The 26,388-nt window shown below is 72.8% G+C and carries 24 protein-coding genes; 14 read left to right on the top strand and 10 right to left on the bottom strand.

Going from position 1 to position 26,388, the window contains the following annotated elements; all coding sequences use genetic code 11:
• Window position 1 precedes the first annotated feature (1 nt).
• The 4 genes from zwf to tkt are packed head-to-tail and all read right to left on the bottom strand — an operon-like array spanning window position 2 to window position 6,382.
• Window positions 2-1,639, bottom strand: a complete 1,638-nt coding sequence (gene zwf / locus ACGFIM_RS31445) for a glucose-6-phosphate dehydrogenase (RefSeq protein WP_393207610.1) — start codon at window positions 1,637-1,639, stop codon at window positions 2-4.
• Between the two features lies 1 nt (window position 1,640).
• Window positions 1,641-3,254, bottom strand: coding sequence for a glucose-6-phosphate isomerase (locus tag ACGFIM_RS31440; RefSeq protein WP_393207799.1), 1,614 nt, complete (start codon window positions 3,252-3,254; stop codon window positions 1,641-1,643).
• Window positions 3,254-4,345 (bottom strand): transaldolase, encoded by a 1,092-nt coding sequence (gene tal, locus ACGFIM_RS31435; RefSeq protein ID WP_393207607.1) that lies wholly within the window; start codon window positions 4,343-4,345, stop codon window positions 3,254-3,256. The genes ACGFIM_RS31440 and tal overlap by 1 nt, the downstream gene beginning before the upstream one ends.
• A gap of 6 nt (window positions 4,346-4,351) precedes the next feature.
• Window positions 4,352-6,382, bottom strand: a complete 2,031-nt coding sequence (gene tkt, locus ACGFIM_RS31430; RefSeq protein ID WP_393207796.1) for a transketolase — start codon at window positions 6,380-6,382, stop codon at window positions 4,352-4,354.
• Window positions 6,383-6,817: 435 nt separating this feature from the next.
• Between tkt and ACGFIM_RS31425 the strand changes: the two genes are divergently transcribed.
• From ACGFIM_RS31425 to ACGFIM_RS31410, 4 genes are read left to right on the top strand one after another with little or no spacing between them, the layout of a single operon-like run.
• The gene (locus ACGFIM_RS31425) at window positions 6,818-7,762 is read left to right on the top strand and encodes a heme o synthase (RefSeq protein WP_393207604.1); all 945 of its coding nucleotides are present in this window, start codon (window positions 6,818-6,820) and stop codon (window positions 7,760-7,762) included.
• A 54-nt stretch (window positions 7,763-7,816) separates the two neighbouring features.
• Complete coding sequence (locus tag ACGFIM_RS31420; protein WP_393207601.1) at window positions 7,817-8,200, top strand: ArsR/SmtB family transcription factor; 384 nt, start codon at window positions 7,817-7,819, stop codon at window positions 8,198-8,200.
• Window positions 8,197-9,213, top strand: a complete 1,017-nt coding sequence (locus tag ACGFIM_RS31415) for a cation diffusion facilitator family transporter (protein ID WP_393207598.1) — start codon at window positions 8,197-8,199, stop codon at window positions 9,211-9,213. The genes ACGFIM_RS31420 and ACGFIM_RS31415 overlap by 4 nt, the downstream gene beginning before the upstream one ends.
• Window positions 9,200-10,390, top strand: coding sequence for a PrsW family intramembrane metalloprotease (locus ACGFIM_RS31410; RefSeq protein ID WP_393207595.1), 1,191 nt, complete (start codon window positions 9,200-9,202; stop codon window positions 10,388-10,390). The genes ACGFIM_RS31415 and ACGFIM_RS31410 overlap by 14 nt, the downstream gene beginning before the upstream one ends.
• Here ACGFIM_RS31410 and ACGFIM_RS31405 read toward each other — a convergent pair.
• Together ACGFIM_RS31405 and ACGFIM_RS31400 are read right to left on the bottom strand one after the other, a co-directional pair.
• Window positions 10,366-11,103, bottom strand: coding sequence for a vancomycin high temperature exclusion protein (locus tag ACGFIM_RS31405; protein ID WP_393207592.1), 738 nt, complete (start codon window positions 11,101-11,103; stop codon window positions 10,366-10,368). The two genes, ACGFIM_RS31410 and ACGFIM_RS31405, sit on opposite strands and share 25 nt — an antisense overlap.
• A gap of 144 nt (window positions 11,104-11,247) precedes the next feature.
• Window positions 11,248-12,234, bottom strand: a complete 987-nt coding sequence (locus tag ACGFIM_RS31400; protein ID WP_393207589.1) for a heme A synthase — start codon at window positions 12,232-12,234, stop codon at window positions 11,248-11,250.
• A 348-nt stretch (window positions 12,235-12,582) separates the two neighbouring features.
• Between ACGFIM_RS31400 and ACGFIM_RS31395 the strand changes: the two genes are divergently transcribed.
• From ACGFIM_RS31395 to ACGFIM_RS31360, 8 genes are read left to right on the top strand one after another with little or no spacing between them, the layout of a single operon-like run.
• Entirely contained in the window at window positions 12,583-13,749 is a 1,167-nt protein-coding gene (locus ACGFIM_RS31395) for an NAD(P)/FAD-dependent oxidoreductase (RefSeq protein ID WP_393207586.1), read from the top strand.
• The gene (locus ACGFIM_RS31390; protein WP_364911482.1) at window positions 13,746-13,988 is read left to right on the top strand and encodes a (2Fe-2S)-binding protein; all 243 of its coding nucleotides are present in this window, start codon (window positions 13,746-13,748) and stop codon (window positions 13,986-13,988) included. The genes ACGFIM_RS31395 and ACGFIM_RS31390 overlap by 4 nt, the downstream gene beginning before the upstream one ends.
• Entirely contained in the window at window positions 13,985-15,394 is a 1,410-nt protein-coding gene (locus tag ACGFIM_RS31385) for an FAD-dependent oxidoreductase (RefSeq protein ID WP_393207582.1), read from the top strand. The genes ACGFIM_RS31390 and ACGFIM_RS31385 overlap by 4 nt, the downstream gene beginning before the upstream one ends.
• Window positions 15,394-16,287, top strand: coding sequence for a dihydrodipicolinate synthase family protein (locus tag ACGFIM_RS31380; protein ID WP_393207579.1), 894 nt, complete (start codon window positions 15,394-15,396; stop codon window positions 16,285-16,287). The genes ACGFIM_RS31385 and ACGFIM_RS31380 overlap by 1 nt, the downstream gene beginning before the upstream one ends.
• Window positions 16,284-17,285, top strand: a complete 1,002-nt coding sequence (locus tag ACGFIM_RS31375; RefSeq protein WP_393207576.1) for a proline racemase family protein — start codon at window positions 16,284-16,286, stop codon at window positions 17,283-17,285. The genes ACGFIM_RS31380 and ACGFIM_RS31375 overlap by 4 nt, the downstream gene beginning before the upstream one ends.
• A gap of 10 nt (window positions 17,286-17,295) precedes the next feature.
• A complete protein-coding gene (locus ACGFIM_RS31370) occupies window positions 17,296-18,261 on the top strand; it encodes a proline racemase family protein (RefSeq protein ID WP_393207573.1) in 966 nt (321 codons plus the stop codon).
• Window positions 18,258-19,418, top strand: a complete 1,161-nt coding sequence (locus ACGFIM_RS31365) for an ornithine cyclodeaminase family protein (RefSeq protein ID WP_393207570.1) — start codon at window positions 18,258-18,260, stop codon at window positions 19,416-19,418. Before ACGFIM_RS31370 ends, ACGFIM_RS31365 begins: the two co-directional genes overlap by 4 nt.
• A 13-nt stretch (window positions 19,419-19,431) precedes the next feature.
• Window positions 19,432-20,100: a GntR family transcriptional regulator gene (locus tag ACGFIM_RS31360; RefSeq protein ID WP_393207567.1), complete on the top strand. Its 669-nt coding sequence runs from the start codon at window positions 19,432-19,434 to the stop codon at window positions 20,098-20,100.
• 489 nt (window positions 20,101-20,589) lie between these two features.
• On the opposite strand, the gene ACGFIM_RS31355 is transcribed toward ACGFIM_RS31360, so the two are convergent.
• Window positions 20,590-21,510, bottom strand: coding sequence for a DMT family transporter (locus ACGFIM_RS31355; protein WP_393207564.1), 921 nt, complete (start codon window positions 21,508-21,510; stop codon window positions 20,590-20,592).
• Window positions 21,511-21,634: 124 nt separating this feature from the next.
• Here ACGFIM_RS31355 and ACGFIM_RS31350 point away from each other — a divergent pair, with 124 nt between their 5' ends.
• Window positions 21,635-22,834, top strand: coding sequence for an MFS transporter (locus tag ACGFIM_RS31350; protein WP_393207562.1), 1,200 nt, complete (start codon window positions 21,635-21,637; stop codon window positions 22,832-22,834).
• Window positions 22,835-22,936: 102 nt separating this feature from the next.
• On the opposite strand, the gene ACGFIM_RS31345 is transcribed toward ACGFIM_RS31350, so the two are convergent.
• From ACGFIM_RS31345 to ACGFIM_RS31335, 3 genes are all read right to left on the bottom strand, one after another.
• Entirely contained in the window at window positions 22,937-23,725 is a 789-nt protein-coding gene (locus tag ACGFIM_RS31345; protein WP_393207560.1) for an ABC transporter permease, read from the bottom strand.
• Window positions 23,722-24,630: an ABC transporter ATP-binding protein gene (locus ACGFIM_RS31340; protein ID WP_393207793.1), complete on the bottom strand. Its 909-nt coding sequence runs from the start codon at window positions 24,628-24,630 to the stop codon at window positions 23,722-23,724. The genes ACGFIM_RS31345 and ACGFIM_RS31340 overlap by 4 nt, the downstream gene beginning before the upstream one ends.
• Before the next feature lie 91 nt (window positions 24,631-24,721).
• On the bottom strand, window positions 24,722-24,994 hold the full coding sequence (locus tag ACGFIM_RS31335; protein WP_393207557.1) for a hypothetical protein: 273 nt from the start codon (window positions 24,992-24,994) through the stop codon (window positions 24,722-24,724).
• Window positions 24,995-25,099: 105 nt separating this feature from the next.
• Here ACGFIM_RS31335 and ACGFIM_RS31330 point away from each other — a divergent pair, with 105 nt between their 5' ends.
• Window positions 25,100-26,356, top strand: coding sequence for a multidrug effflux MFS transporter (locus tag ACGFIM_RS31330; protein ID WP_393207554.1), 1,257 nt, complete (start codon window positions 25,100-25,102; stop codon window positions 26,354-26,356).
• Window positions 26,357-26,388 lie beyond the last annotated feature (32 nt).

Below are 26,388 nucleotides of genomic sequence, written 5' to 3'. Positions count from 1 at the left end.
GTCAGAGCCTCCTCCACACGCGGCCGTCGCGGGCCATCATCGCATCGGCCGAGGTGGGGCCCCACGAGCCCGACTCGTACGGCTCCGGCTGGCCCTGCGTGGCCCAGAACTCCTCGATCGGGTCGAGGATCTTCCACGACAGCTCCACCTCCCGCTGGTGCGGGAAGAGCGGTGGATCACCGATCATCACGTCGAGCAGCAGCCGCTCGTACGCCTCGGGCGACGACTCCAGGAACGACTCGCCGTAGGCGAAGTCCATGGACACGTCGCGCACCTCCATCGCCGTGCCCGGCACCTTCGAGCCGAACCGCACGGTGATGCCCTCGTCCGGCTGCACCCGGATGACCAGCGCGTTCTGGCCGAGGATCTCGGTGTCGTCGGCGCTGAACGGCAGGTGCGGCGCCCGCTGGAACACCACGGCCACCTCGGTCACCCGGCGGCCGAGCCGCTTGCCGGTGCGCAGGTAGAACGGCACGCCGGCCCAGCGCCTGTTGGCGATCTCCAGCTTGATCGCCGCGTACGTCTCGGTCGTGGAGTCGGGCGAGATGCCCTCCTCCTCCAGATAGCCGACGACCTTCTCGCCGCCCTGCCAGCCGGCGGCGTACTGGCCGCGCGCGGTGTTGAGCGCCAGGTTGGCCGGCAGCCGCACGGCCTTGAGCACCTTCTCCTTCTCCCGGCGCAGCGAGGCCGCCTCGAACGAGGTCGGGTCCTCCATCGCGACGAGCGCGAGGAGCTGGAGCAGGTGGTTCTGGATCACGTCGCGGGCGGCGCCGATGCCGTCGTAGTAGCCGGCCCGGCCGCCGATGCCGATGTCCTCGGCCATCGTGATCTGCACGTGGTCGACGAAGCTGCGGTTCCAGATCGGCTCGTAGAGGTTGTTGGCGAACCTCAGCGCCATGATGTTCTGGACCGTCTCCTTGCCGAGGTAGTGGTCGATCCGGAAGATCGAGCTCTCGGGGAAGGCCGAGGTGGTGATCTCGTTCAGCTCGTGGGCCGACTTCAGGTCGTGGCCGAACGGCTTCTCGATCACCACGCGCCGCCAGGAGCCCTCGGGCGCGTCGGACAGGCCGGTGCGCTTGAGCTGCTCCACCACCACGGGGAAGAACTTCGGCGGCACCGACAGGTAGAAAGCGTAGTTTCCGCCGGTGCCCCGGGTCTCGTCGATCTCGGCCAACGCCATGGCGAGCGCGTCGAAGGCGCCGTCGTCGGAGAACTCGCCGGGCACGAAGTGGATGCCCTCGCGAAGCTGCTTCCAGACCTCCTCACGGAACGGCGTCCTGGCGTGCGCCTTGACGGCCTCGTACGTCAACTGGGCGAAATCCTGGTCCTTCCAATCGCGCCGGGCGAAGCCGACCAGCGAGAAGCCGGGCGGCAGCAGCCCCCGGTTGCCCAGGTCGTAAATCGCCGGCAGCAACTTGCGTTTGGCCAGGTCGCCGGTCACGCCGAACAACACCATCACGCACGGCCCCGCCACCCTGGGCAGCCGCTTGTCGCGCGGGTCGCGCAGCGGATTGGCCGCGGCCACCGCCTCGGTGGTGGACGTGCCGGCGACGGCGGAGGCCACGGTGGCGGCCTCCTCCGCGGGCGCGGCGGGCGCCGCGGGTTCTTCAGGTGCCGCGGGGTCAGCGCGGTCAGTCATCTCAAGCCTCCTGTGCGGCTGCGAGCAAACGCGCGACTCCCGCCGCGCGGTCGGTCAGATGCAGGCGTACGGCAGGGCGGCCCCGGGTCTCCAGCGCCCCCAGGTCGCCCAGCGCCTGCGCGAGCTGAAGCCGGCCCAGCGTGTAGGGCCGGCCGGGAACGGCGACGTCCTCCTCCACTGCCCCCGTGATCTGCAGAAACACCCCGTTCTGCGGCCCGCCCTTGTGGTACTGCCCGGTCGAGTGCAGAAAGCGCGGCCCCCAGCCGAACGTCACCGGCCGGTCGGTGCGCTGCGCGAGCAGCGTGCGCAGGGTCAGCGGGTCGGCCATCATCCAGGCGTCGGTCATCTGGTCGAAGTCGGCGCCTTCCGGCACCGGCGCGTCGAAGGCGGCCAGCCGGTCGAGGTACGCCATGACCGCGAGGTAGCCGTCGCGGGGGATGGTGTGCAGCAGCTCGGCGAACAGCCCGGGAAGGTCCCTGGCCGTCGCCGCGCCGTACGCCTCGACCGGGCCGTCCACGAACGACGGCGCGCCGGTCGGCAGGTCGGGCAGGGACAGCAGGGCGTCGGTGTTGGCGGCGGACTCGGCCACGTTGGGCTCGTCGAACGGGTTGACCCGCAGCACCGCGCAGGCGAGCGCGGTCGCGTACTCCCAGATGAGGAACTGCGCGCCCAGCGGTCCGTCGACCCGCACGTCGCCGTCGTCGGAGTCGATGGCGACGACCAGCTCGTCGGAGGCGCCGTTGGGGTCGGCGCCCACCACCGGCAGGATGCCCTTGCCCTGCTTGCCGGTGGACTCGGCGATCAGCTCCTCGATCCAGTCGGGCAGCCCGTTGATGGCCGTCATCCGGTCTTCGAGCACCAGCTTGTCGCGGCCGGCCAGCGCCGAGGCGGCGAGCGCGGCGCCCAGGTCGAGCCCGGGGTTGCCGTCCTCGCGCGACAGCAGCGGCAGCACCTCGTCCGCGTCGTCGAGCAGCCGCTCCACGTCGGCGCCGGCCAGCGCGGCGGGCACCAGCCCGAACGCCGACAGCGCCGAGTAACGGCCGCCCACGCTGGGCGAGGCGGGCACGAGCTGGTAGCCGGCCTTCACGGCGTGCCGCTCCAGCGGGGATCCAGGAGCGGTGACGACCACGATGTGGCCGGCCGGGTCGAGGCCGGCGTCGGCGAAGCGCTGCTCGTAGATGCGCAGCAGGCAGTCGGTCTCGACCGTCGAGCCGCTGCGCCCCGCCACCACCAGGACCGTGGAGGAGAGCCCCTCGGCCAGGGCCCTGCGCACCTGGCCGGGGTCGGTGGTGTCAAGCACGGTGAGCGGCACGTCGGCGGTGTCGCAGATGACCTGCGCCGCAAGCGACGAGCCGCCCATGCCGGCCAGCACCACGGTGGTCAGGCCCGCGGCGCGGGCCCGGTCCGCGAGCCTGCCCAGCACGGGCAGCAGCTCGCGGGAGTGGCGGGGCAGCGACAGCCAGCCGAGCCGGGCCGCCGCCTCCGCCTCGGCGTCCTCACCCCACAGCGTGGGGTCGCCGCCGGCGAGCCGCGCGGGCACGCCCTCGGCGACGAGGCGCCCCGCGACGGAGGAGGCGGCGGCGGCCACCCCCTCCTCGCGGTAGGAGACGTACATCACGGAACCAGGTTCTTGCTGACGCTTTCCAGCAGCTCGTTCCAGGACGCCTCGAACTTCTCCACGCCCTCGTCCTCCAGCACCTTCACGACGTCGTCGTAGTCGATGCCGGCGTCCTTGAGCGCGGCCATGGTGTTCCACGCCTGCTCGTAGAACGGGCGCACGGTGTCGCCCGTGATGGTGGCGTGGTCGGCCACGGCGTCCAGCGTCTTCTCCGGCATCGTGTTGACGGTGCCGGGGGCGACGAGCTGGTCGACGTAGAGGGTGTCGGGGTACTCGGGGTTCTTGACGCCCGTGGAGGCCCACAGCGGACGCTGCGGGCGCGCGCCGGCCTCGCGCAGGCGCTGCCAGCGCTCGGAGTTCATGACCTCCTCGAACGCCGCGTACGCCAGGCGCGCGTTGGCCACGCCCGCCTTGCCCTTCAGCTCCGGCTTGCCCAGCTTGTCGAGCCGCTTGTCGATCTCGGTGTCGACCCGGCTGACGAAGAACGAGGCCACCGACTCGATCGTGGCGAGGTTGATGCCCTTGGCCTGCGCGGCCTCCAGGCCGGCGAGCCAGGCGTCCATGACCGCGCGGTAGCGCTCGAGGGAGAAGATCAGCGTGACGTTGACGCTGATGCCCTCCGACAGCGCCTGCGTGATCGCGGGCAGGCCCTCCAGCGTGGCCGGGATCTTGATGAACAGGTTGGGCCGGTCCACCAGCCACCACAGCGCCCTGGCCTCGGCGATCGTCCGCTCGCCGTCGCGCGCGAGGCGCGGGTCGACCTCGATCGACACGCGGCCGTCGACGCCGCCGCTGGAGTCGTAGACCGGGCGCAGCACGTCGGCCGCCCACCGGATGTCGTAGGTGGTGATGGCGCGCACGGCCTCGCCGACGTCGACACCGCGGACCGCCAGGTCGTGCAGCTGGGAGTCGTAGGCGTCGCCCTTGCTGAGCGCGTTCGCGAAGATCGTCGGGTTGGACGTCACGCCGACGACGTTCTTCTCGCGGATCAGCTGCTCGAGGTTGCCGCTGCGCAGCCGCTCACGGCTGATGTCATCGAGCCAGATGGCCACGCCCTGGCCGGACAGTTTGTTGAGGATCTCGCTCATTCTTCTTCAGTTTCCCGTCGTCTCGCCCTTGTCCTGACCGAGCTTCGCCAGGCTCGCCCTGGCCGCCGCCGCGACGCGCTCCGGCGTCAGCCCGAACTGCTCGTACAGCGTCTTGTACGGGGCCGACGCGCCGAAGTGTTCGAGGCTGACCACTTCGCCGTGCTCGCCGACGTACTCGTGCCAGCCGAGCGCGACACCCGCCTCGACCGCCACCCGAGCCTTGATCGACGAAGGCAGCACCGTCTGCTTATATGCGGCATCCTGCCCGTTGAACCATTCGACACACGGCATGGAGACCACCCGCGTCGGGATGCCCTGCGACTCCAGGAGTTCGCGGCCCTCGATCGCGATCTGCACCTCGCTGCCGGTGGCGATGAGGATGACCCGCGGCTGGCCGTCGGAGGCCTCGCGCAGCACGTAGCCGCCGCGGGCCACGCCGTCGGCGCTGGTGCCCTCGTAGACCGGGAGGTTCTGGCGGGTCAGCGCCAGCGCGGCCGGCCGGTCGGTGTGCTCGAGCACGGCCTTCCACGCGTAGGCCGTCTCGTTGGCGTCGGCCGGGCGCACCACGTCGAGGCCCGGGATCGCGCGCAGCGACCACAGGTGCTCGATCGGCTGGTGGGTCGGGCCGTCCTCGCCGAGGCCGATGGAGTCGTGCGTCCAGACGTAGATGACCGGCAGCTTCATCAGCGCGGCGAGGCGCACCGACGGGCGCATGTAGTCGGAGAACACCAGGAACGTGCCGCCGTACGGGCGGGTGCCGCCGTGCAGCGCGATGCCGTTGAGGATCGCGCCCATGGCGTGCTCGCGGATGCCGAAGTGCAGCGTGCGGCCGTAGCGGTTACCGGGGAACTCCTTGGTCTGGTATTCCTCCGGGATGAAGGACGGCTCGCCCTTCATCGTGGTGTTGTTGGACTCCGCCAGGTCGGCGGAGCCGCCCCACAGCTCGGGCAGCACCGGCGCGAGCGCGCTCAGCACCTCGCCGGAGGCCTTACGGGTGGCCATGGAGGCGCCCGCCTCGAACGACGGCAGCGCCGTGGCCCAGCCGGCCGGCAGCTCGCGGTGGGAGATGCGGTCGAGCTCGGCGGCGCGCTCGGGGTTGGCCAGGCGCCACTCGTTGTAGCTCTTCTCCCATTCGGCGTGGTCGGCGCGGGCCCGCTGGACGACGCCGCGGGCGTGCTCCAGCACCTCGTCCGGCACGTCGAAGGTCTTGCTCGGGTCCATGCCCATCACCTGCTTGGTGGCGGCGACCTCCGCCTCGCCCAGGGCCGAGCCATGGATCTTGCCGGTGTTCTGCTTGTTGGGCGCGGGCCAGCCGATGATGGTGCGCAGCCGGATGAACGACGGCCGGTCGGTCTCGGCCTTGGCCTTCAGCAGCGCCTCGTACAGGGCCTGGACGTCCTCGACGTACTCGCCGCCGGCGGTCCAGTCGACGCTCTCGGTGTGCCAGCCGTAGGCCTGGTAGCGGGCGACGACGTCCTCGGACTTGGCGATCTGGGTGTCGTCCTCGATGGAGATGTGGTTGTCGTCGTAGATGACGATGAGGTTGCCCAGCTTCTGGTGGCCGGCGATGGCGCTGGCCTCGTGGCTGATGCCCTCCTCGATGTCGCCGTCGCTGACCAGGCACCAGATGTGGTGGTCGAACGGCGAGGCGCCGGGCGCGGCGTCGGGGTCGAACAGGCCGCGCTCGCGGCGGGCGGCCATCGCCATGCCCACCGCGTTGCCCAGGCCCTGGCCCAGCGGGCCCGTCGTGGTCTCGACGCCCGCCGTGTGGCCGTGCTCGGGGTGGCCGGGGGTGAGGCTGTCCCACTGCCGCAGCCGCTTGAGGTCGTCGAGCGTCAGCCCGTACCCCGACAGGAAGAGCTGGATGTACAGGGTCAGGCTGGTGTGGCCGCACGACAGCACGAAGCGGTCACGACCGATCCAGCCGGGATCGGTGGGGTCGTGACGCATCACGCGCTGGAACAACAGGTAGGCGGCGGGGGCCAGGCTCATGGCGGTGCCGGGGTGACCCGAGCCCGCCTTCTCCACTGCGTCCATCGCCAGTGCCCGGACGACATCGACCGCCTTCTTGTCGAGGTCGGTCCACTCAAGGGCTGGCACGAGTTCGGTGCTCAAGTGCTCGATCTCCGGAATCTAGTTGTCATTGGTTGTGGCTTGTCCCGCCCGCGGCCGGTCACCTCGCGGCCTCCGGCGTCCGGCCGGGAGACCGGTCGCGCGGTCGCGCGCGCGGTGGTGTGTAGAGGCGGCCGCGAGATCGCGTGGCCCGCGCCTACACGGGACACTAACCGAGCGGGGACGGCGATCGATTCCCATCCCACCCTCGCGTGTCCATGTACGGCTCAAGCCCCCCATTGGCCGGACCGGCTCACCCTGCGACTACAGTTTGTTTGTTCGCAGGGGCGTTCCGGCGCCCGCCCAAGGATCCGCTCTAATCAGAGGTTACGCGTTGACTTCCGACAGGCTGGAAGCGCCTTGACGGTGCTGACCAACAGGCAGGCGACGGCCCCCTCACCGGAGGTGGAGGCGCCGCGCACGTTCGGCGTGGTCGTCAAGGCCTACATCGCACTCACCAAGCCGCGGATCATCGAGCTGCTGCTGATCACGACGCTGCCGGTGATGTTCCTCGCAGCGGGCGGCCTTCCGCCGCTGTGGACGTCGATCTCGGTCATGGTGTTCGGCACCCTATCGGCGGGCAGCGCCAACGCGCTCAACTGCTATGTGGATCGCGACATCGACCAGAAGATGCGCCGCACTCGCAAGCGCCCGCTGGCCAGGCACCAGGTGTCGCCGCGCAACGCGCTGATCTTCGGCATCGTGCTCGGCGTGGTGTCCACGGCCGGGCTCTGGCTGACCACCAACTGGCTGGCCGCGCTGCTGTCGCTCGGCGCGATCCTGTTCTACGTGCTGGTCTACTCGATGATCCTCAAGAGGCGCACGGCCCAGAACATCGTGTGGGGCGGCATCGCGGGCTGCATGCCGGTGATGATCGGCTGGGCGGGCATCACCGAGCGGCTCGACTGGGCGCCGCTGGTGCTGTTCGGCGTGGTGTTCTTCTGGACGCCGCCGCACACCTGGACGCTGGCCATGCGCTACAAGGAGGACTACGCGGCGGCCAACGTGCCGATGCTGCCGGTGGTGGCCACCGAGCGGCGGGTGGTGCTGGAGTCCATCGCCTACACCTGGGCGACCGTGCTGTGCTCGCTGGCGCTGTGGCCGGTGGCGGGCACCACGCTGTTCTACCCGGTCGTGGCGGCGGTGCTGGGCGTGATGTGCCTGTGGGAGGTGCACCGCCTGCTGTCCAGGCTCAACGCCGGCAAGACGGGCGTGCATCTGCGGCCCATGCGCTTCTTCCACTGGTCGAACGCCTACCTGGCGCTGCTCTTCCTCGCCGTGGCGATCGACCCGCTCTTGGCCTGATTTTTCCCAGCCCGGCCGTTGCGCCGGGCTTTTTCGCGTTCCTACCATGCACATATGAACACCTCTTCAGATGTTGTCACGGGCCTGGACGGATGCGCGGTGCCGGAGGCCGACGCCGCGAGGGTCGCGGCCACCCGCGACCGGCTCGTGACGCCTGAGGAGGCGACCCGGCTCGCCGAGCTGTTCCGGCTGCTCGGCGACCCGACCAGGGCCCGGCTGCTGTACGCGCTGCTGGAGGCGGGCGAGCTGTGCGTGTGCGACCTGGCGGACGCCGTCGAGGTGTCCGACACCGCCGTCTCCCACGCGCTGCGCCTGCTGCGCACGGCCGGGATCGTGGCCAGCCGCAGGGCCGGCAGGACGGTCTACTACCGGCTGGCCGACGCCCACGTCCGCATGCTGCTCGACCTGAGCCGGGAGCATCTGAAGGAGACCGGATGAGCGGTGCGCAGCGAGGCCATGCCCATGGCAGCGCCAATGATCGTGCCCATGATCGCGTCCATGGGCACGGGCACGGTCATGGGCATGCGCTGAGTCCCGACGCCGACAGGCGGTTCCTGTGGGGCGCGCTCGCCCTCATCTGCTGCTTCATGGTCGCCGAAGTGGTCGCGGGCGTGGCCGCGAACTCGATCGCGCTGATCTCCGACGCCGCCCACATGCTGACCGACGCGAGCGCGATCGCGCTGGCGCTGCTCGCCGCGCGCATCGCCGCCCGCCCGGCCAAGGGCGCCTACACCTTCGGCTACAAGCGGGCCGAGATACTCTCCGCGCAGATCAACGGGGTGACGCTGCTGCTGCTCGTGGCGTACTTCGTCTACGAGGCCGTGCAGCGGATCCTGCAGCCGCCCGACGTGCACGGCCCGCTCGTGGTGGTCACCGCCGTGGCCGGGATCGCGGTCAACGCGGGCGCCGCCTGGCTGCTGTCGAAGGCGAACCGGCGCAGCCTCAACGTCGAGGGCGCCTTCCAGCACGTGCTCAACGACATGTACGCCTTCATCGCCACCGCGCTCTCCGGCCTCGTGGTCTGGCTGACCGGCTTCCGCCAGGCCGACGCCATCGCCGCGCTCGTGGTCGCCGCGCTCATGTTCAAGGCCGGCTGGGGGCTGCTGCGCGACTCCGGCCGGGTGCTGCTCCAGGCCGCGCCCAGCGATCTCGACCCGGACGAGATCGGCCGGCTGCTGGCCTCGGACGCCGACGTCGAGGAGGTCCACGACCTGCATGTCTGGACGGTGACGAGTGGGTATCCCACGCTCTCGGCCCACGTGCTTGTCAGCCGCGGCTCGGACTGCCACAAAGTGCGCACCCGCCTCGCCGACCTGCTGCATGAGAAGTTCGCGATCGGTCACACGACGCTGCAGGTCGATCATGGGGTGCCGGGGCTCGACCGGCACTGCGCCGACCCACACGGACCCCGGCACTACGATCCGTTAAAGTCACCGTATGGCGACCCGTGATCCACGCTGGGTGTTGAAGGACCGCCCGTCGTTCGCGTTGATCATCGGGCTGGTCATCACCGGCATCTGCGCCCTGGTCTCGTTCTCCTTCGACGTGATCAACGGCGCTCCCGTGCAGTTCTTCATCGCGCTCGTGCTGGCCCTGGCGCCGGTGCCGCTGCTGCTCGCCGCGGTGCTGGCGCTCGACCGCATGGAGCCGGAGCCGCGCAGCAACCTCATCTTCGCCTTCGCGTGGGGCGCGGGCATCGCCGTCCTCGTCGCCGGCGTGATCAACTCGCTCAACCTCCACTACATCATCGACACCGCCAAGCTGTCGGAGGCCAGCGCCCGCAACATCGCGGCCACGTTCGGCGCGCCCGTGGTGGAGGAGACGATGAAGGGCCTGGTGCTGCTGGGGCTGCTGCGCTTCCGCAGGGCCGAGCTCGACGGGCCCACCGACGGCATCATCTACGCCAGCATGGTCGGCCTCGGCTTCGCCATGAGCGAGAACGTCAGCTACTACCTCGGCGCGCTGTCCACCTCGGGCGTCAAAGGGCTGGCCGTGACCGTGGTGCTGCGCGGGGTGCTCTCACCGCTGGCCCACCCGCTGTTCAGCTCCATGATCGGGGTCGCGGTCGCGTACGCGGCGCAGCGCAGCGGGCCCGAGCGCACCACGTACGTGCTGGCGGGCTGGACCGGCGCGATGATCCTGCACGGCCTGTGGAACGGCCTGGCCTCCTACGGCGGCTTCCCCGGGCTCGTGGTGGCCTATCTGGCGCTGCTCGTCGTGCTCGTGGTGCTCATCGGCGTGGTGTTCAGGGACCGGCGGCGCATCGTGGCGCTCATCCAGCGCTACCTGCCGCCGTACGAGCCGACCAAGCTCGTCACGCCGGCCGACATCTACATGCTCTCGACGTTCTCCCGCCGCCGTCAGGCGCGCCAGTGGGCCCGCGCCCACGGCGGCAAGGCGGGTGTGCGCGCGATGCGCGACTACCAGCTCGCCGCCACCGAGCTGGGCCTGCTGCACGAGCGGGCCGCCCGCCACATGGTCGACGAGCACACCTTCCACGAGGAGCAGCGGGCGCTGCTCGAATGCATGAGCACGGCCAGGGCCGACTTCCCGGTGCCGTCGATGCACGCGCGCTCGGTGGCGCGGGGATCGCCGCCGCCCGGCTACGCGCCCGGCGCCCCCACCTGAGCGCCGCCGGGCCGATGCGGCGGCCGCGCCAGGATCTCGGTGAGCGACGCCTCGCGCGGACCCGGGAAGACGGGGTCGGAGTGCAGGATCACGGCGTCGGCGAACGCCTTGCCCGCGGCGAACACCTCGCGGGCGGCGCTCGCGTACGTGGTGAGGGCGTAACGCCTGACCGAGTCGTCACCCACCCCGAACGCCTCCAGCCCCGCCGCCCTGCACAGCGTCACCGCCCGGGGGATGTGGAACTCCTGGGTCACCACGGTGACCTTCTCGGCGCCGAACACCCGGCGCGCCCGCACGCACGAGTCCCACGTGTCGAACCCCGCGTAGTCGAGCACCATCACCGCGTCCGGCACGCCCCTGGCGCGCAGGTAGTCGCGCATCGCCGTCGGCTCGTCGTAGTCCGCGCGGCTGTTGTCGCCCGACAGCAGCAGCGCCCGCACCTTGCCCGCCCGGTACAGCTCGGCGGCGATGTCGAGCCTGCGGGCCAGCATCGGGCTCGGGTGGACGCCGTCGTACAGGCCCGCGCCCAGTACGAGCGCGGCCTGCGCCCGCGGCACCCGCGCCTGCCAGCCCGGCTCGTCCGCCGTCGCGCGATGCCCGGAACTGCTCAGCCAGGCCCACGTCATGGGCGCCAGGGCGAGCACGCTGGCCAGGACCAGCCCCTGGTACGCGCGGCGCAGTGTCTTCCGAGAGAGGCGGACTTTTCCTAGCAAATCGCACCCTTCCAAGACCGGGGGAGTGGCGGACATCACCCCTCAAACCATGGCATATCCGATCAGGGGGCGGCGGCGGTTTCGGTGGGGGAGTGGGGTCTTGGGCGGCGTGCGGTGGCCGTTGTGTGTGAGGGTGGGTCGCGGTCAGAGGGCGGCGGCGGTTTCGGTGGGGGAGCGGGGTGCGGGGGCGGGCTCGCGGTCGCGGGCGCGCAGCGAGGTGACGACCCGCAGCGCGGCGATCCACACCAGCGTCGAGCCGAGCACGTGCAACAGCACCAGCAGGGCCGGCACGGCGAGGAACCACTGCGTGTAGCCGATCACGCCCTGCAGCAGCTCGGCCCCGAAGAGCGCGAGCGCGGCGCGGCGGGCGGGCCGGGGCCCGTTGGTCACGTGGAGTGCGAACAGCAGCGCGAACGTCAGCCCGACCACGACGTAGGCGATGTCGGCGTGCAGCCGTGCGATGGCCTCGATGTCGAAGTCGAAGCGCGAGGCCAGCTCGTCGCCCGAGTGCGGGCCGGTGCCGCTGACCCCGACGCCCACCACCAGCAGCGTGAACACGGCGGCGAGCAGCACGTGGCCGAGCCTTCTGACATCGCGGTGGGTGATGCGCCGCATGGGGGCGTCGCCCTCGCCGGAGCGCGCGTACAGCAGCCAGCAGGCCGCGATGAGGCCGCTGGAGATCAGGTAGTGCATGCCCACCGTGAACGGGTTGAGCATGGAGTTGACCACCAGCCCGCCCCACAGCGCCTGGGCGACGATGCCGACCGGCTGCAGCCAGGCCAGCCGCACCAGCGAGGAGCGCCGGGGCGACAGCCGCAGCGCCGCGAGCACGCAGGCCACGCCCACCGCCAGCACGAGGAACGTCAGCAGCCGGTTGCCGAACTCCACCGCCATGTTCAGCGGGTCGACGTCGGCGTGGACGGCCGGGACGAAGCTGTCGGGAGTGCACCGCGGCCAGGTCGGGCAGCCCAGCCCCGACTTGGTCACGCGCACGCCGGCCCCGGTGACCGTGATGCCGGCGTTGACCACCACGGACGCCAGCGCCCATGACCGCATGGACCGCTCGGTCGGTGCGAGGAAGGAGCGCAGCAGCCGGACGAAGGGGTTGGTGCTGTCGGCGGGTAGCTTCACGCCATCGATGGTAGGGGCCGTGATGGGCGGTCCCGCCATCGGCCACCAGGCGAGCCGCCGGGTGGCCCGCCACCCCGGCCTCCGCCGTCGTGCCGGGCGGTTCGCCGTCCCGGGCTTCGCCGCCGTGGGCGGTCTGCCGTTCCGGGCTTCGCCGTCGCGTCGGGCGGCCCACGGCCGGGCTTGGCCGTTGCGCCGGGCGGCACGTCGTCCCGGGCGGTCTGCCGTTCCGGGCTTCGCCGCCGTGCCGGGCGGCCCGCGGGCCGGGCTTGGCCGTTGTAGCGGGCGGTTCGCCGTCCCGGTCTTCCACCACAAAAAGGTATGTGACATATTACTGAGAGGGAGGTGGTGATGTCCGACGTCATCGTCGTCGGCGCCGGAGTCGTGGGCGCGGCCTGCGCCTACTACGCCGCGCGCGCGGGCCTCGACGTGACCGTGATCGACCGCGGCTCCGTGGCCGCGGGCACGACCGGCTCGGGCGAGGGCAACGTGCTGGTCTCCGACAAGGAGCCGGGCCCCGAGCTGGAGCTGGCCGTGCTGTCCAACGGGCTCTGGCGCGAGCTGGCCGGCCGGTTCGACGGGCCGTCCAAGGGGCAGGGCGGGTTCGAGTTCGAGCCGAAGGGCGGCCTCGTCGTCGCCGAGAACGACAAGGTCATGGCCGCGCTCACCGAGCTGGCCGCGCAGCAGGGCGTGGAGCACACCATCGTCCAGGCGTCCGGGCTGCGCGACTACGAGCCGCACCTGACACCCGAGCTGGCCGGCGGGGTCTTCTATCCGCAGGACGCCCAGGTCCAGCCCATGCTCGCGGCCGCACGCCTGCTCAGGCACGCCGCGGAGAGCTTCGGCAAGGGCACCGTACGGCTGCACCTCGGCGCCGAGGTCACCGGCTTCCTCCGCTCCGGCGACCGCATCACCGGCGTCCGAACCACCAGAGGCGACGTGCTCGGCGACGCCGTCGTCAACGCGGCGGGCACCTGGGGCGGCGAGATCGCCGCGCTGGCCGGCGTCGAGCTGCCCATCCTGCCCAGGCGCGGCTTCATCCTCGTCACCGAGCCGCTGCGCGAGCCGCTCATCAGGCACAAGGTCTACACCGCCGCCTACGTCACCAACGTCGCCAGCGACAACGCGGGCCTGGAGACCTCGGCCGTCATCGAGGGCACCCCCGCCGGGACCGTGCTCATCGGCGCCAGCAGGGAGCGCGTCGGCTTCGACCGCACCACCTCCGTGCCCGTGCTCGCCAAGCTGGCGCGGCAGGCCGTCGAGCTGTTCCCCGCGCTGCGCGGGATCCGGGCCATCAGGTCCTACTGCGGGTTCCGGCCGTACTGCCCCGACCACCTGCCCGTCATCGGCGCGGACCCGCGCGCCCCAGGGCTCTACCACGCCTGCGGGCACGAGGGCGCCGGCATCGGGCTCGCACCCGCCACCGGGCACCTGCTCGCCCAGCTTCTCACCGGCGACAAGCCCGCGCTCGACCTCCACCCCTTCCGCCCCGACCGTTTCGCGAAGGAGGCCGCATGACGTTCCACATCACCGTGGACGGCCGGCAGGTGCCGGTCGTGCCCGGCCAGACCATCGGCGCGGCGCTGCACGCGGCCGGCGTGCGGTCGTGGCGCAGCACCAGGTTCGGCGGGCGGCCGCGCGGGCTGTTCTGCGGGATCGGGGTCTGCTTCGACTGCCTCATCTCGGTCAACGGGCGCCCGCCCGAGCGGGCGTGCCTGCTGGAGGCGGCGCCGGGAGATGAGGTGACGACGGCGTGACGTACGACCTCCTCGTGGCCGGCGGCGGGCCCGCCGGCGTGGCGGGCGCGCTGACGGCGGCCCTGGCCGGGCTGCGGGTGGCCCTGGTGGACTCCGGTCAGCGGCTCGGCGGCCAGTACTTCCGCCACACCGCCGCGGACGAGACAGGGCCGGGCGCGAAGCCGGATCTCGCGAGGTTCCTGCGCCAGGCGCGGGCCCTGGAGGCGCGCGCCGACGTGCTGCTGCGCCACCAGGCGTGGAACGTCTCCCGTGAGCCGGACGGCGACCTCGTCCTGCGCTGCGTCACGCGCAACGGGGACGGCGAGCGCGTCGCCGAGCTGCGCGGCCGCAGGCTGCTGATCGCGACGGGCGCGCACGACAGGCCGCTGCCGTTCCCCGGCTGGGACCTGCCCGGCGTGCTCACCGCCGGAGGCGCGCAGGCGCTGCTCAAGGGCTCGGGAGTGGTGGCGGGGCGGCGCGTCGTGGTCTCCGGCACCGGGCCGTTCCTGCTGCCGGTCGCCGCCGGGCTGGCCGCCGCCGGGGCGCGGGTGCTCGGCGTGCACGAGGCGAACGGCGGGCTCGGCCTGGCCAGGCATCCCCTGCACGCCCTGTCCAAGGCGGGCGAGGCCGCCGGGTACGCCGCCGCGCTGGCCCGCCACCGGGTGCCGTACCGGACCCGCCAGGCCGTCGTCGCCGCGCACGGCGAGCGCGAGGTCGAGGCCGTCACCGTGGCCAGGCTCGACGCCTCCTGGAACGTTCTGGCGACCCGCGTCGTCGAGTGCGACACCGTCGCGATCGGCTACGGGTTCGTCCCGCAGATCGAGCTGGGCACCCAGCTCGGCTGCGCCACCAGGCACGACGCCGACGGCAGCCCGGTGCTCGCCGTGGACGCCGCCCTGCGCACCAGCGTGCCCGGCGTCTGGGCGGCCGGCGAGCCCACCGGCGTGGCCGGATGGCGGCCCGCCGAGACCGAGGGCCGCGTCGCCGGGTACGCCATCGCCGCCGACGCGGGCCGCCCTGCCACGGCGGGGCCCGACGGCGTGCCCGCGGTGCTCGCCAGGCGGCGCGAGCGCGGGCGTGCCTTCGGGGCTGCGCTGCAGCGGGCGTACCCCGTCATGCCGGGCTGGCGCACGTGGCTGCGCGACGACACGCTCGTGTGCCGCTGCGAGGAGGTGCCGCTGGCGCGTGTACGCGAAGCGCAGGCACTGGGCGCCACCGGCGCCCGCGCCGTCAAGCTCCTGGCCCGCCCCGGCATGGGCTGGTGCCAGGGTCGCATCTGCGGCTACGCCGTCTCCTGCCTGGCCGGGGAGCCGCCGCAGCCGCCGCGCCGCCCGATCGCCCAGCCGGTGACGCTGGGCGCGCTGGCCGAGCTCACCACCGACCAAGACGAGAGCACCGCTCGCCGACCCTCTGGAGGACTGCCCTGATGGACAACCGCAGCAAGCCCTGGCACGGCGTCATGGTCGCCACCGCGCTGCCCCTGCGCGAGGACCTGTCGGTCGACTACGACCGCTACGCCGAGCACTGCCGCTGGCTGATCGAGAACGGCTGCGACGGCGTCGTGCCGAACGGCTCGCTCGGCGAGTACCAGACGCTCACCCCCGGCGAGCGGATCAAGGTGATCGAGACCGCGGTCGAGGCCGTGGGCGGCGCCAACGTCATGGCGGGGGCGGGCGCGTACGGCGCGGCCGAGTCCCGCCGCTGGGCCGAGCAGGCGGCCGCGGCGGGCTGCGGATCGGTGCTGCTGCTGCCGCCCAACACCTACCGGGCCGACGAGCGGGCCGTCCTGCAGCACTACCGCGAGGTCGCCCGGGCGGGCGTGCCGATCGTGGCCTACAACAACCCCTACGACACCAAGGTCGACCTCACCCCCGCGCTGCTGGCCAGGCTGCACGAGGAGGGGCTGATCGTGGCGGTCAAGGAGTTCACCGGGGACGTGCGGCGCGCGTACGAGATCGCCGAGCTTGCCCCCGGCCTCGACCTGCTGATCGGCTCCGACGACGTGCTGCTCGAACTCGCGATCGCCGGGGCGAAGGGGTGGATCGCCGGGTACCCGAACGCGCTGCCGCAGTCCAGCGCCGCTCTCTACCGCGCGGCGGTGGCCCGTGACCTCGACACGGCGTTGCCTCTTTACCGGAGCCTGCACCCGCTGCTTCGCTGGGACTCCAAGACGGAGTTCGTCCAGGCCATCAAGCTGTCGATGGACCTGGCGGGCCGTCACGGCGGTCCGTGCCGGCCGCCCAGGCAGCCGCTCACCGGCGAGCAGGCCGCCGTGGTGCGCGCGGCGACGGAGAAGGCACTGGCAGAAGGGCTGCGATGAGGACAAAGCGCGTTTTCCACGCCGTCGACTCCCATACCGAGGGCATGCCGACCCGGGTCATCACCGGCGGCATCGGTGTCATCCCGGGTGCGACCATGGCCGAGCGGCGGGTCTACTTCCGCGACAACCTCGACCACATCAGGACCCTGCTGATGACCGAGCCGCGCGGTCACTCGGCCATGAGCGGCGCCGTCCTCCAGCCGCCCACCAGGCCCGACGCGGACTTCGGCGTGCTGTTCATCGAGGTGTCGGGGCTGCTGCCGATGTGCGGCCACGGCACCATCGGGGTGGCGACCGTGCTGGTCGAGACCGGCATGGTCGAGGTGACCGAGCCCGTCACGACCGTGCGCCTGGAGGTGCCCGCAGGGCTTGTCGAGGTGGACGTCGCCGTCGAGGACGGCATGGCCATGTCGGTGACGCTGCGCAACGTGCCCTCCTACTGCGACCGGCTGGACGCCAAGGTGAGCGTGCCCGGCTTCGGAGAGATCCCCTACGACCTGGCCTACGGCGGCAACTTCTACGCCATCGTCAACCTCGACGACTACGGCCTGCCGTTCGACCGCGCCGCCAAGAACGAGATCATCGCCGCCGGCCTGAAGACCATGGAGGCGATCAACGCCGCGGACGAGCCGGTGCACCGCGAGGACGACCGCATCCGCGGCTGCCACCACGTCTACTTCGCCGCGCCCGGCTCCGACGCCGCGCACTCCCGCCACGCCATGGCCATCTACCCGGGCTGGTTCGACCGCTCGCCCTGCGGCACCGGCACCAGCGCCCGCATGGCGCAGCTCTATGCGCGCGGCGAGCTGGAGATCGGCAAGGACTTCGTCAACGAGTCGTTCATCGGCACCCGCTTCATCGGCCGCGTGCTGGAGGAGACCGAGGTGGGCGGGCGGCCCGCCGTCCTGCCGTCGATCACCGGGCGCGCCTGGATCACCGGAACCGCCCAGTACTTCCTCGACCCCCGCGACCCGTTCCCCGCCGGTTTCGAGCTGTGAGGCGGCCGCGATGATCACCACGATCGACTACCACACGGCGGGCGAGCCGTTCCGCATCGTCACCGGCGGCGTGCCGGAGATCGCCGGGTCCAGCGTGCTCGACCGGCGCACCACCGCGATGGCCGAGTTCGACGACCTGCGGCGGCTGCTGTGCCTGGAGCCGCGCGGCCACGCCGACATGTACGGCTGCTTCCCGGTGCCGCCCGACGACGACGGCGCGCACCTGGGCGCGCTGTTCTGGCACAAGGACGGCTTCTCCACCGCGTGCGGGCACGGCACGATCGCGCTGGGCGCGTACGCGGTGCACGAGGGCCTGGTGGAAGCGCCGCCCGACGGGGTGACCGACGTGGTGGTGGACGTGCCGTCGGGCCGGGTCACCGCCCGCGTGCGCACCGCCGCGGGCCGCGTGGACGCGGTGACGTTCGTCAACGTGCCCTCGTTCGTGCTGGACCGCGACGTGAAGGCGGGCGAGGCCCGCGTGGACCTCGCCTACGGCGGCGCCGTCTACGCCGCGCTGCCCGCCGCCGACCTCGGCCTGACCGTCGAGCCGCGGCACCTGGACGCGCTCATCGGGCACGCCCGCAGGATCAAGGCCGCGCTGGCCCGGCACCCCGCCACCAGGCACCCGTCCGACGAGCGGCTCTCCGGCGTGTACGGTGTGATCTTCCACGAGGAGCTGCCGGACGTGGACGGCGTCAGGCACCAGCGCAACGTCACCGTCTTCGCCGACGGCGAGGTGGACCGCTCGCCCTGCGGCTCCGGCACGGCGGCCAGGATGGCCCTGCTGCACGACGCCGACGGCACCGCGACGCTGGTGCACGAGAGCGTCGTCGGCAGCGTCTTCACCGCCCGCGTCGCCGGCGAGACGGCCGGCGGCGTGGTGGTGGAGATCGACGGCACCGCCTACCGGACGGGACGGCACACCTTCGAGCTCGACCCGGACGACCCGTTCCCGACCGGGTTCACGCTCCGATGAGCGCCCCGGCGGGCGGCCCGGCGAGCCCGGTGAGCGCCGGCGGCCTGCCCTACCTCGACGCGGCCACCGTCGAGCGGCTGGTGCCGATGGGGCGGGCCGTGGACGTGCTGGAGGAGGCGCTGCGGGCGGAGCTCGACCCCGAGGACACCCCGCAGCGGCCGATCGTGGACGTCGCTGCGGGCCAGCTCCTGCTCATGCCCGCGGCGACCCGCACGTACGCGGGCGTCAAGGTCGTCTCCATCGCCCCGGCCAATCCGGAGCGCGGGCTGCCCCGGATCCAGGGGACGTACCTGCTGTTCGACGGCGACACCCTGGCGCCGCTCGCCGCCTTGGACGGGATCGCGCTGACCTCGCTGCGCACGCCCGCCGTCTCCGCCCTGGCCGTGCGGCACCTGGCGGAGCGGGACGCGCGGCGGCTGGTGGTGTTCGGCAGCGGGCCGCAGGCGTACGGGCACGTGCTGGCGCTGCGCGAGGTGCGGCCGGTCGAGGAGGTCACGGTGATCGGCCGCGACGCCGGACGCGCGCAGGCGCTCGCCGGGCGCTGCCGCGAGCTCGGACTCGAGGCCCGTGCCCTGACCGGCCGCGGCCCCGCCGTCACGGCCGGCCATGCGGGGGTCCCCGCCGCGGACCGGCCGGTGCCCTCGGCGGACGACGGTGAGATCACGGTGGACGGCGCCGTGGACGGCGCCGTGGATGGGGCCGTGGACGGGGCCGTGGACGGGGCCGTGGACTGTGCCGTGAACGGGGCCGCGGATGGGGCCGTGGACTGTGCCGTGGCCGAGGCGGTCGCGGCGGCCGACCTCATCGCGTGCTGCACCACCGCCAGGACCCCGCTGTTCCCCGGTAAGCTCGCCCGCGACGGCGTGACCGTCGTCGCCGTCGGCTCCCACGAGCCGGACGCCCGCGAGCTCGACGGCGACCTCGTCGCGCGCGCCACCGTGGTCGTCGAGGCGAGGGCGGCGGCCCTGGAAGAAGCGGGAGATCTGCTCGTCCCGATCGGCCGGGGTACCATCACCTCTCGTCATCTCGCCGGTAACCTCGCCGACCTGGTCGCCGGAAGGGTCGTCGCGGGCCCGGGGCCGCGCGTGTTCAAGAGCACCGGCATGGCGTGGGAGGACCTCGTGGTCGCGGCTGCCGCTTACGAGGCGTGGACATAGAAGGGATGGGCGGATGGCTGCCGAGGACCGGCTGGATCTGCCGATGGTGGGAGAGCGCCAGAGCCTGCGCGAGCAGGTCGCGCACGCGTTGCGGGCCGCGCTGATCACGGGTGAGATGCGGCCGGGGGTGGTCTACTCCGCCCCGGTGCTGGCCGCCCAGTTCGGCGTCTCGGCGACGCCGGTCCGCGAGGCGATGCTCGACCTGGCCAAGGAGGGCCTGGTCGAGGCGGTGCGCAACAAGGGCTTCCGGGTGACCGAGCTGTCCGACCGCGACCTCGACGAGCTGACCGAGATCCGCCAGCTCATCGAGGTGCCGACGGTCGCGCGGCTGGCCGACAGCTCCAGGGCCGAGGAGTTCGAGGCGCTGCGGCCGATCGCCGAGGAGATCGTCTCGGCCAGCGAGCGCGGCGACCTGCTCGCGTACGTGGACGCCGATCTGCGCTTCCACGTGGAGCTGCTGTCGCTGAGCGGCAACTCCCACCTGGTGTCGGTGGTCCGCGACCTGCGCAACAGGGCCAGGCTGTACGGCCTGTCGCAGCTGTCGGAGCGCGGCACGCTGACCGACTCGGCCAGGGAGCACCTGCAGCTGCTCGACGCGCTCAAGAGCGGCGACAGCGAGGCGGTGAAGCAGCTGATGGCCGAGCACATCGGCCACGTGCGCGGCATCTGGGCCGAACACTGACCGGGGCGCCGAGCAGCACTGAGCGGAGCCCTGAGCAGCACTGAGCGGAGCCCTGAGCAGCACTGAGCGGAGCCCTGAGCAGTACTGAGCGGGGCACCGGCCGGGGCACTGAGCGGTTCACCGACCGGGGCGGATCCGGACGAGTGGGCGATCACCCCCGAACGCTGCACCGGCCGCAAGTTCTGACATTCGGGGATCGAGCACTCCCCGATCGAGGTAATCTCGATGCGGGCCACCCGAGCGGTGCACGCCGGTGGTCCCATCATCCTCACCGCGACGGATCGGCCCGTGCCCGCATCCCGCGGTGGCGCATGCCTGGTCAAGCGGACTCCCGCACTCCGCTGACCTTCGCGGGCTCGGCGCACCCCGCCCACCGAGCCGAGCCCCCCGCCGCGCGCCCGAGAGACCCCATCCCACGGGCGCGCGGCGGCCCCATCATCACAGGCCCATGCTCAGAGGCCCGTCATCTGGGGGCCTTCATCCGGTTTCTCAGCCGCTCGTCCTGCCCGTCCTGGTGGAGCCGAGGCTGGCGGCGACGATGCACACGATCGCGGCCCACTGCTGCACGTGCAGGATCTCGTTCAGCAGCAGCACGCCGATCAGCGCCGCGGCGGCGGGCTCCAGGCTCATCAGGATGCCGAAGACGTGCTTGGGCATCCGCCGCAGCGCCTGCAGCTCGAGCGAGTAGGGGATCACCGACGACAGCAGGCCCACGCCGAGCCCGATCAGCAGCAGCTCGGGCTGCAGCAGGTCGGCTCCGCCGGTGGTGACACCGACCGGCGCGATCACCACGGTCGAGACGATCATGGCGAACGCGAGCCCGGTCGTGCCGGGGAAGCGCCGCCCGGCCGCCGACGACAGCAGGATGTAGGCCGCCCAGAACACGCCCGCCATGAGCGCGAACCCGATGCCGGCCCAGCTCACGGTCCCGGACTCGCCCCAGGGCGCGAGCAGCGCCACGCCGGCCCCGGCGAGCGCGACCCACAGCAGGTCGATGCGCCGCCGTGAGGCCGCCACCGCGACGCCGAGCGGCCCGAGGAACTCGATCGCCACCGCGATGCCCATCGGCAGCCGGGCGAGAGCCTCGTAGAAGACGAGGTTCATCATCGCGAGCGTGACGCCGAAGCCGGCGCCCACGGCCCAGTCGCGCGCGCTCAGCCCCCGCAGCCTCGGCCGGACGAACGCCCCCAGGATGAGCGCACCGGCCGCGATGCGCAGGAACACCACCGCGCTCGGCGGCAGCGCCGCGAACAGCTCCTTGGCGAACGCCGCGCCCAGCTGCACCGAGAAGATGCCGAGCAGCACCAGCCCCGAGGGCGGGATGGCGTCGGCGGCGGTGCGCAGCAGGTTGCCGGGGCCGGGCAGGCGGCGTCCGCGGTCGAGCGGGTCGTCGAGGGCGAAGTCGGTCACGGAACTCCTCGGATTCCTTACGCGGGACAACCGTCAGAGCTTACCCAGGTCAGGCGACATGCCCCGGTATGAGGTGGTACTACTGGCGGTTGGCTGCTATTTCCGGACAGAACACCAAGGATCGATGAAAGCCCCCACCACGCCGGTGAACCTCGCCCGGCCGCCCCTGGCGCTGTCCGTCTCCTCGTTCGTCAGCAGCTTCGACAGGTTCGCGGTGAGCCCCATGCTCGTGCTCATCGCCGCTGACCTGGACGTCCCGCTGTCGGCGTCGGTCGCCGCCGCCAGCGGCTACTACCTGGCGTACGGGCTGACGCAGCCGCTGTGGGGGCTGCTGTCGGACCGGTTCGGGCGGGTGCGGGTGATGAGGTGGGCGCTGTCCGGCGCCGCCGCCGCGGGTGCGGTCTCCGCGCTGATGCCGGTGCTGTGGGCGCTGGTGCTGGCCAGGGTCGTCACCGGCGCCTGCTTCGGCGCGGTCATCCCGACGGGCCTGACGTACGTGGGCGACACCGTCGCGCCGCACGTGCGCCAGCGCGCGCTCACCGACCTCATGGCCGCCGCCGCGCTCGGCACCGCGCTGGCCACCGGCCTCGGCGGGGCGGTCGCGGGCCTGGTGGACTGGCGGGTGGCCTTCACCGTGCCCGCCGCGTGCGCGCTGGCCTGCGCGCTGTCGCTGCGCGCGCTGCCCGAGCCGGCCCCGCACGCCGGAGCCGGCAGGGGCGTGGCGGGGCACCTGCGAGCGGTGCTCGGCCGGCCGTGGGCGCTGCTGGTGTTCGGGCTCGCCTTCGCCGAGGGCGCCATCATGCTGGGCGCGATGCCGTTCCTCGCCACCGCGCTCCAGCACACCGGGCTCGCCGCCGCCGTCGCCGGGCTGGCCATCACCGCGTACGGGCTGGGCCTGTGGGGCTTCTCCCGGCTGGTCAAGACCCTGTCGGGGCGCTGGCCCGCGCCCGCGCTCATGCTGACCGGCGGCGCGCAGCTCTGCGCCGGCTTCGCCCTGGTGAGCGTGCACGTCAGCGTGCCGCTGGTGGCCGTCACCGCGCTGCTGCTCGGCGGCGGCTGGTCGTTCCTGCACTCCTCGCTGCAGACCTGGGCCACCGCCGTGGTGCCCGAGGCCAGGGGGACCACGATCGCGTTCTTCGCCTGCGCCTTGTTCGTCGGCAGCGCGGCCGCCTCGTGGGCGGGCGGCCCGCTCGCCGAGGACGGCAGGTACGGGCTGCTGTTCGGCCTGGCCGCGGCCGCCGCGGTGCCGCTGACGGCGGTGGCCGTGCTCAGCCGCCGCCGCTACGGTGCCCTGCGCGCCGCCCAGGACGCCGCGCCGCAGTGACCACCGGGCGGCGGCTCACCACCAGGGGAGCGGCCCTCCGCCATCGGGCGGCGCTCACTCACAGCCATCGGGCGGCGCTCATACACAGCCACCGGGCTGCGCTCACTCCCAGCGGAAGGTCCGCGAGACCAGCGCCAGCGACAGCACCGCCCACGCGGCGAGCACGGCGAGCGGCCCCAGGGGGAGCGCGACGCCCTCGGCGAGCACCGCGCGCAGGCCGCCGGCCAGCGCCCCGATGGGCAGCGCCTCCAGCACCGGCCGCACCCCTTCGGGGAACACGCTGAGCGGGAACATCACCCCGCCGACCCCCAGCAGCACCAGGTAGACCAGGTTCGCGGCGGCCAGCGTGGCCTCGGCGCGCAGCGTGCCCGCCATGAGCAGGCCCAGCCCGCTGAAGGCCGCCGTACCGACCACGACGAGCAGCAGCGCGCTCAGGAACGAGCCGTGCGGCCGCCAGCCGAGCGCCAGCCCCACCGCCACGATCACCACCGCCTGGACGAGCTCCACGCCCGCCACGGCCGCCGTCTTGGCCAGCATGAGCCCGCTCCTGGACAGCGGGGTCGCGCCCAGCCGCTTGAGCACGCCGTAACGGCGCTCGAAGCCGGTCGCGATGGCCTGGCCGGTGAAGGCGGTGGACATCACCGCGAGCGCCAGCACGCCGGGCACCAGGAAGTCGACCCGCCGCCCGTCGCCCACGTCGATCAGCGGGGCGAGGGAGAAGCCGATCAGCAGCAGCACCGGGATGATCAGCGTGAGCAGCAGCTGCTCGCCGTTGCGCAGCGTCGCCCGCAGCTCCGCGCCGGCCTGCGCCAGCACCATGCGCGGGAACGGCGCCGCGCCGGGGGCGGGCGTGAAGTCGAGCGGCCCCCGGCCCGGAGTGTGGGCGGTCATCGCAGCTCCTTGCCGGTCAGCTCCAGGAAGACGTCTTCGAGCGTGCGCCGCTCGATGCGCAGGTCGTCGGCCGTGACGCCCTCGGCCGCGCACCAGGCCGTGACCGTCGCCAGCAGCTCGGGCCCGACCAGGCCCTCGATGATGTAGTGGCCGGCCGGCGACTCCTTGGCGGCGCTGCCCGCGGGCAGCGCGTTGAGCAGCTCCTCGAGCGCCAGCCCCGGCCGCGCCCTGAACCGCAGCTGCCGCTCCGCACCGGTCAGCGAGGCGGGCGTGCCCTCGGCCACGACGCGGCCCCTGTCGATGATGACGACGTGGTCGGCCAGCCGCTCGGCCTCGTCCATGTGGTGGGTGGTGAGCACCACCGACACCCCGGCGGCGCGCAGCTCGCCGACGAGCTCCCAGCAGGCGTGGCGGGCCTGCGGGTCGAGCCCGGCCGTCGGCTCGTCGAGGAAGACCAGCTCGGGGCGGCCGATGACGGCCGCGGCCAGCGACAGCCGCTGCTGCTGCCCGCCCGACAGCCTCCTGAACGGGGTGCGGGCGTGCTCGCTCAGCCCGAGCCTGTCGAGCAGCACGCCGGGGTCGAGCGGACGGGCGTAGAACCGGGCGACGAGCCGCAGCCACTCGCCGCAGCGCACGGCCGGGGGAACCCCGCCGGTCTGCGGCATGATGCCCACGCGGGCGCGCAGCTCGGGCCGCGTCGGAGCCAGGCCGAGCACCTTGACCGTGCCGCCGTCGGCGGTGCGGAACCCCTCGCAGATCTCCACGGTGGACGTCTTGCCCGCGCCGTTGGGGCCGAGGACTGCGGTGACCTGGCCGCGCCCCGCCGTGAACGTGAGGCCGTCGACGGCCGTGGTGGCGCCGTAGCGCTTGACCAGCCCGGCGATCTCGACGGCCGGTTCCGGCACCTGCCCTGGGGCCGGCTCGGGGGCTCGGGATTCCATGGCCACGAGTTTAGGGACTCACCGGGGCGCTTCGCCGCGCAGGTGAGAGCGAGGGTCACGCCGCCTCGGGCGCATGGGCCGCGGGGCCCGGCGCGAGGGTGGCGGCGTCCAGGACGAGAGGGGCGCGGCGCCCGCGGGCGGGAGGGCGCGACGCCTCGAAGAAGGCATCCTGCCGCACCGTCGTGCGGTGCGCGCGCCGGGACGTCGTGCGGTGCGCGCGCCGGGACGTCGTGCGGTGCGCGCGCCGGGACGTCGTGCGGTGCGCGCGCCGGGACGACGTGATGTTCGCCGCAAAAGCCGCCAGGCCCTGGAATGCGGCGGAAAACATGTAATTATCAGATGACCGGGAATTCGGAGGATCAGAACCCCGTTGGTAGTCCTCGGTTCTCATGGGCCAGCCGCCAGCCACCACCGATGGAGAAGGGGAACACGCATGTCCGTGGCCGGAGCCGCCGCGTCAGCCGTCACCGCACCATCCACCCTCGTACGGCAGGAGCGGAAGAGCCGCCGCGGCCTGCTGCTGCTGATCCTCGGCGCGCTGTCGGCCATCGGCCCGCTGTCGATCGACATGTACCTCCCGGCGCTGCCCGCCATCACCTCCGAGATGATGAGCGCCCCGGCGCAGGTGCAGCTCACCCTGACCGCCTGCCTCATCGGCGTCTCCGTCGGCCAGGTCGTCGCCGGCCCGGTCAGCGACGTGCGCGGGCGGCGGGTGCCGCTCATGATCGGCGTCGCCGGGTTCATGGCCGCCTCGCTGCTGTGCGCGTTCGCGCCCTCCGTGCCCGCGCTCATCGCCTTCCGCCTCATGCAGGGCATGCTGGGCGGCACCGCGCTGGTCATCGTCCGCGCCATCGTCCGCGACCTCTACGACGGCGCCGCCATCGCCCGCATCTTCGCCACGCTCATGCTGGTCAGCGGCCTCGCCCCGATCCTCGCCCCGATCGCCGGCGCCCAGCTGCTCGCCTTCACCTCCTGGCGCGGCGTCTTCGTGGCGCTCAGCCTCATGGGCCTGGTGCTGCTGATCGGCGTGCTCGCGGGCGTGCGCGAGACGCTTCCCGTCGAGCGGCGCGAGGCCGGCGGGCTCAAGCACACGCTGCGCACGTTCTGGCAGCTCCTGCGCGACCGCAGGTTCATGGGCTTCGCCCTCACCGGCGGCCTGGCCTTCGCCGCGATGTTCGGCTACATCTCCGGCTCGCCGTTCGTCCTCCAGGAGATCTACGGCGCCACGCCCGCGCAGTACTCGCTCATCTTCGGCGGCAACGCCCTCGCGCTGGTCGCCGCCTCGCAGGTCGGCGGCCGGCTGTCCGGCCGTGTGCCTCCGGTGCTGCTGGTCGGCATCGGCCTCAGCGCCTCGCTGACGGGCGCCGTGGTGCAGCTCACCGCCGCGCTGGCCGGGTTCGGCCTGCCCGGCATCGTGGCCGGCCTGCTGATCATCATGCTCGGCCAGGGCCTGACCATGCCCGGCACCGGCGCGCTGGCGCTCGGCTCCCAGCCCGCTCAGGTGGCCGGCAGCGCCTCGGCGCTGATGGGCGTGCTGCAGTTCGCGCTCGGCGCGGCCGCCGCTCCGCTGGTCGGGCTGGCCGGTTCCGCTACCGCGGTGCCCATGGCATGTGTCATGCTCGGGCTCTTCGTCCTCGCCGGACTGGCGTTCACGATCCTGGGCCGGGCAAAGGCGGACAAAGTTAGGTAAGCCTACCCTGCGTGACTTATTCCATTCCCGCC

The organism is Nonomuraea sp. NPDC049309, assembly GCF_043196965.1.
In the GTDB taxonomy this organism is placed as follows: Bacteria; Actinomycetota; Actinomycetes; order Streptosporangiales; family Streptosporangiaceae; genus Nonomuraea; species Nonomuraea fastidiosa.
The sequence above is the reverse complement of the archived record's forward strand: the minus strand, read 5'-3'. Positions and strand labels throughout refer to the sequence as shown.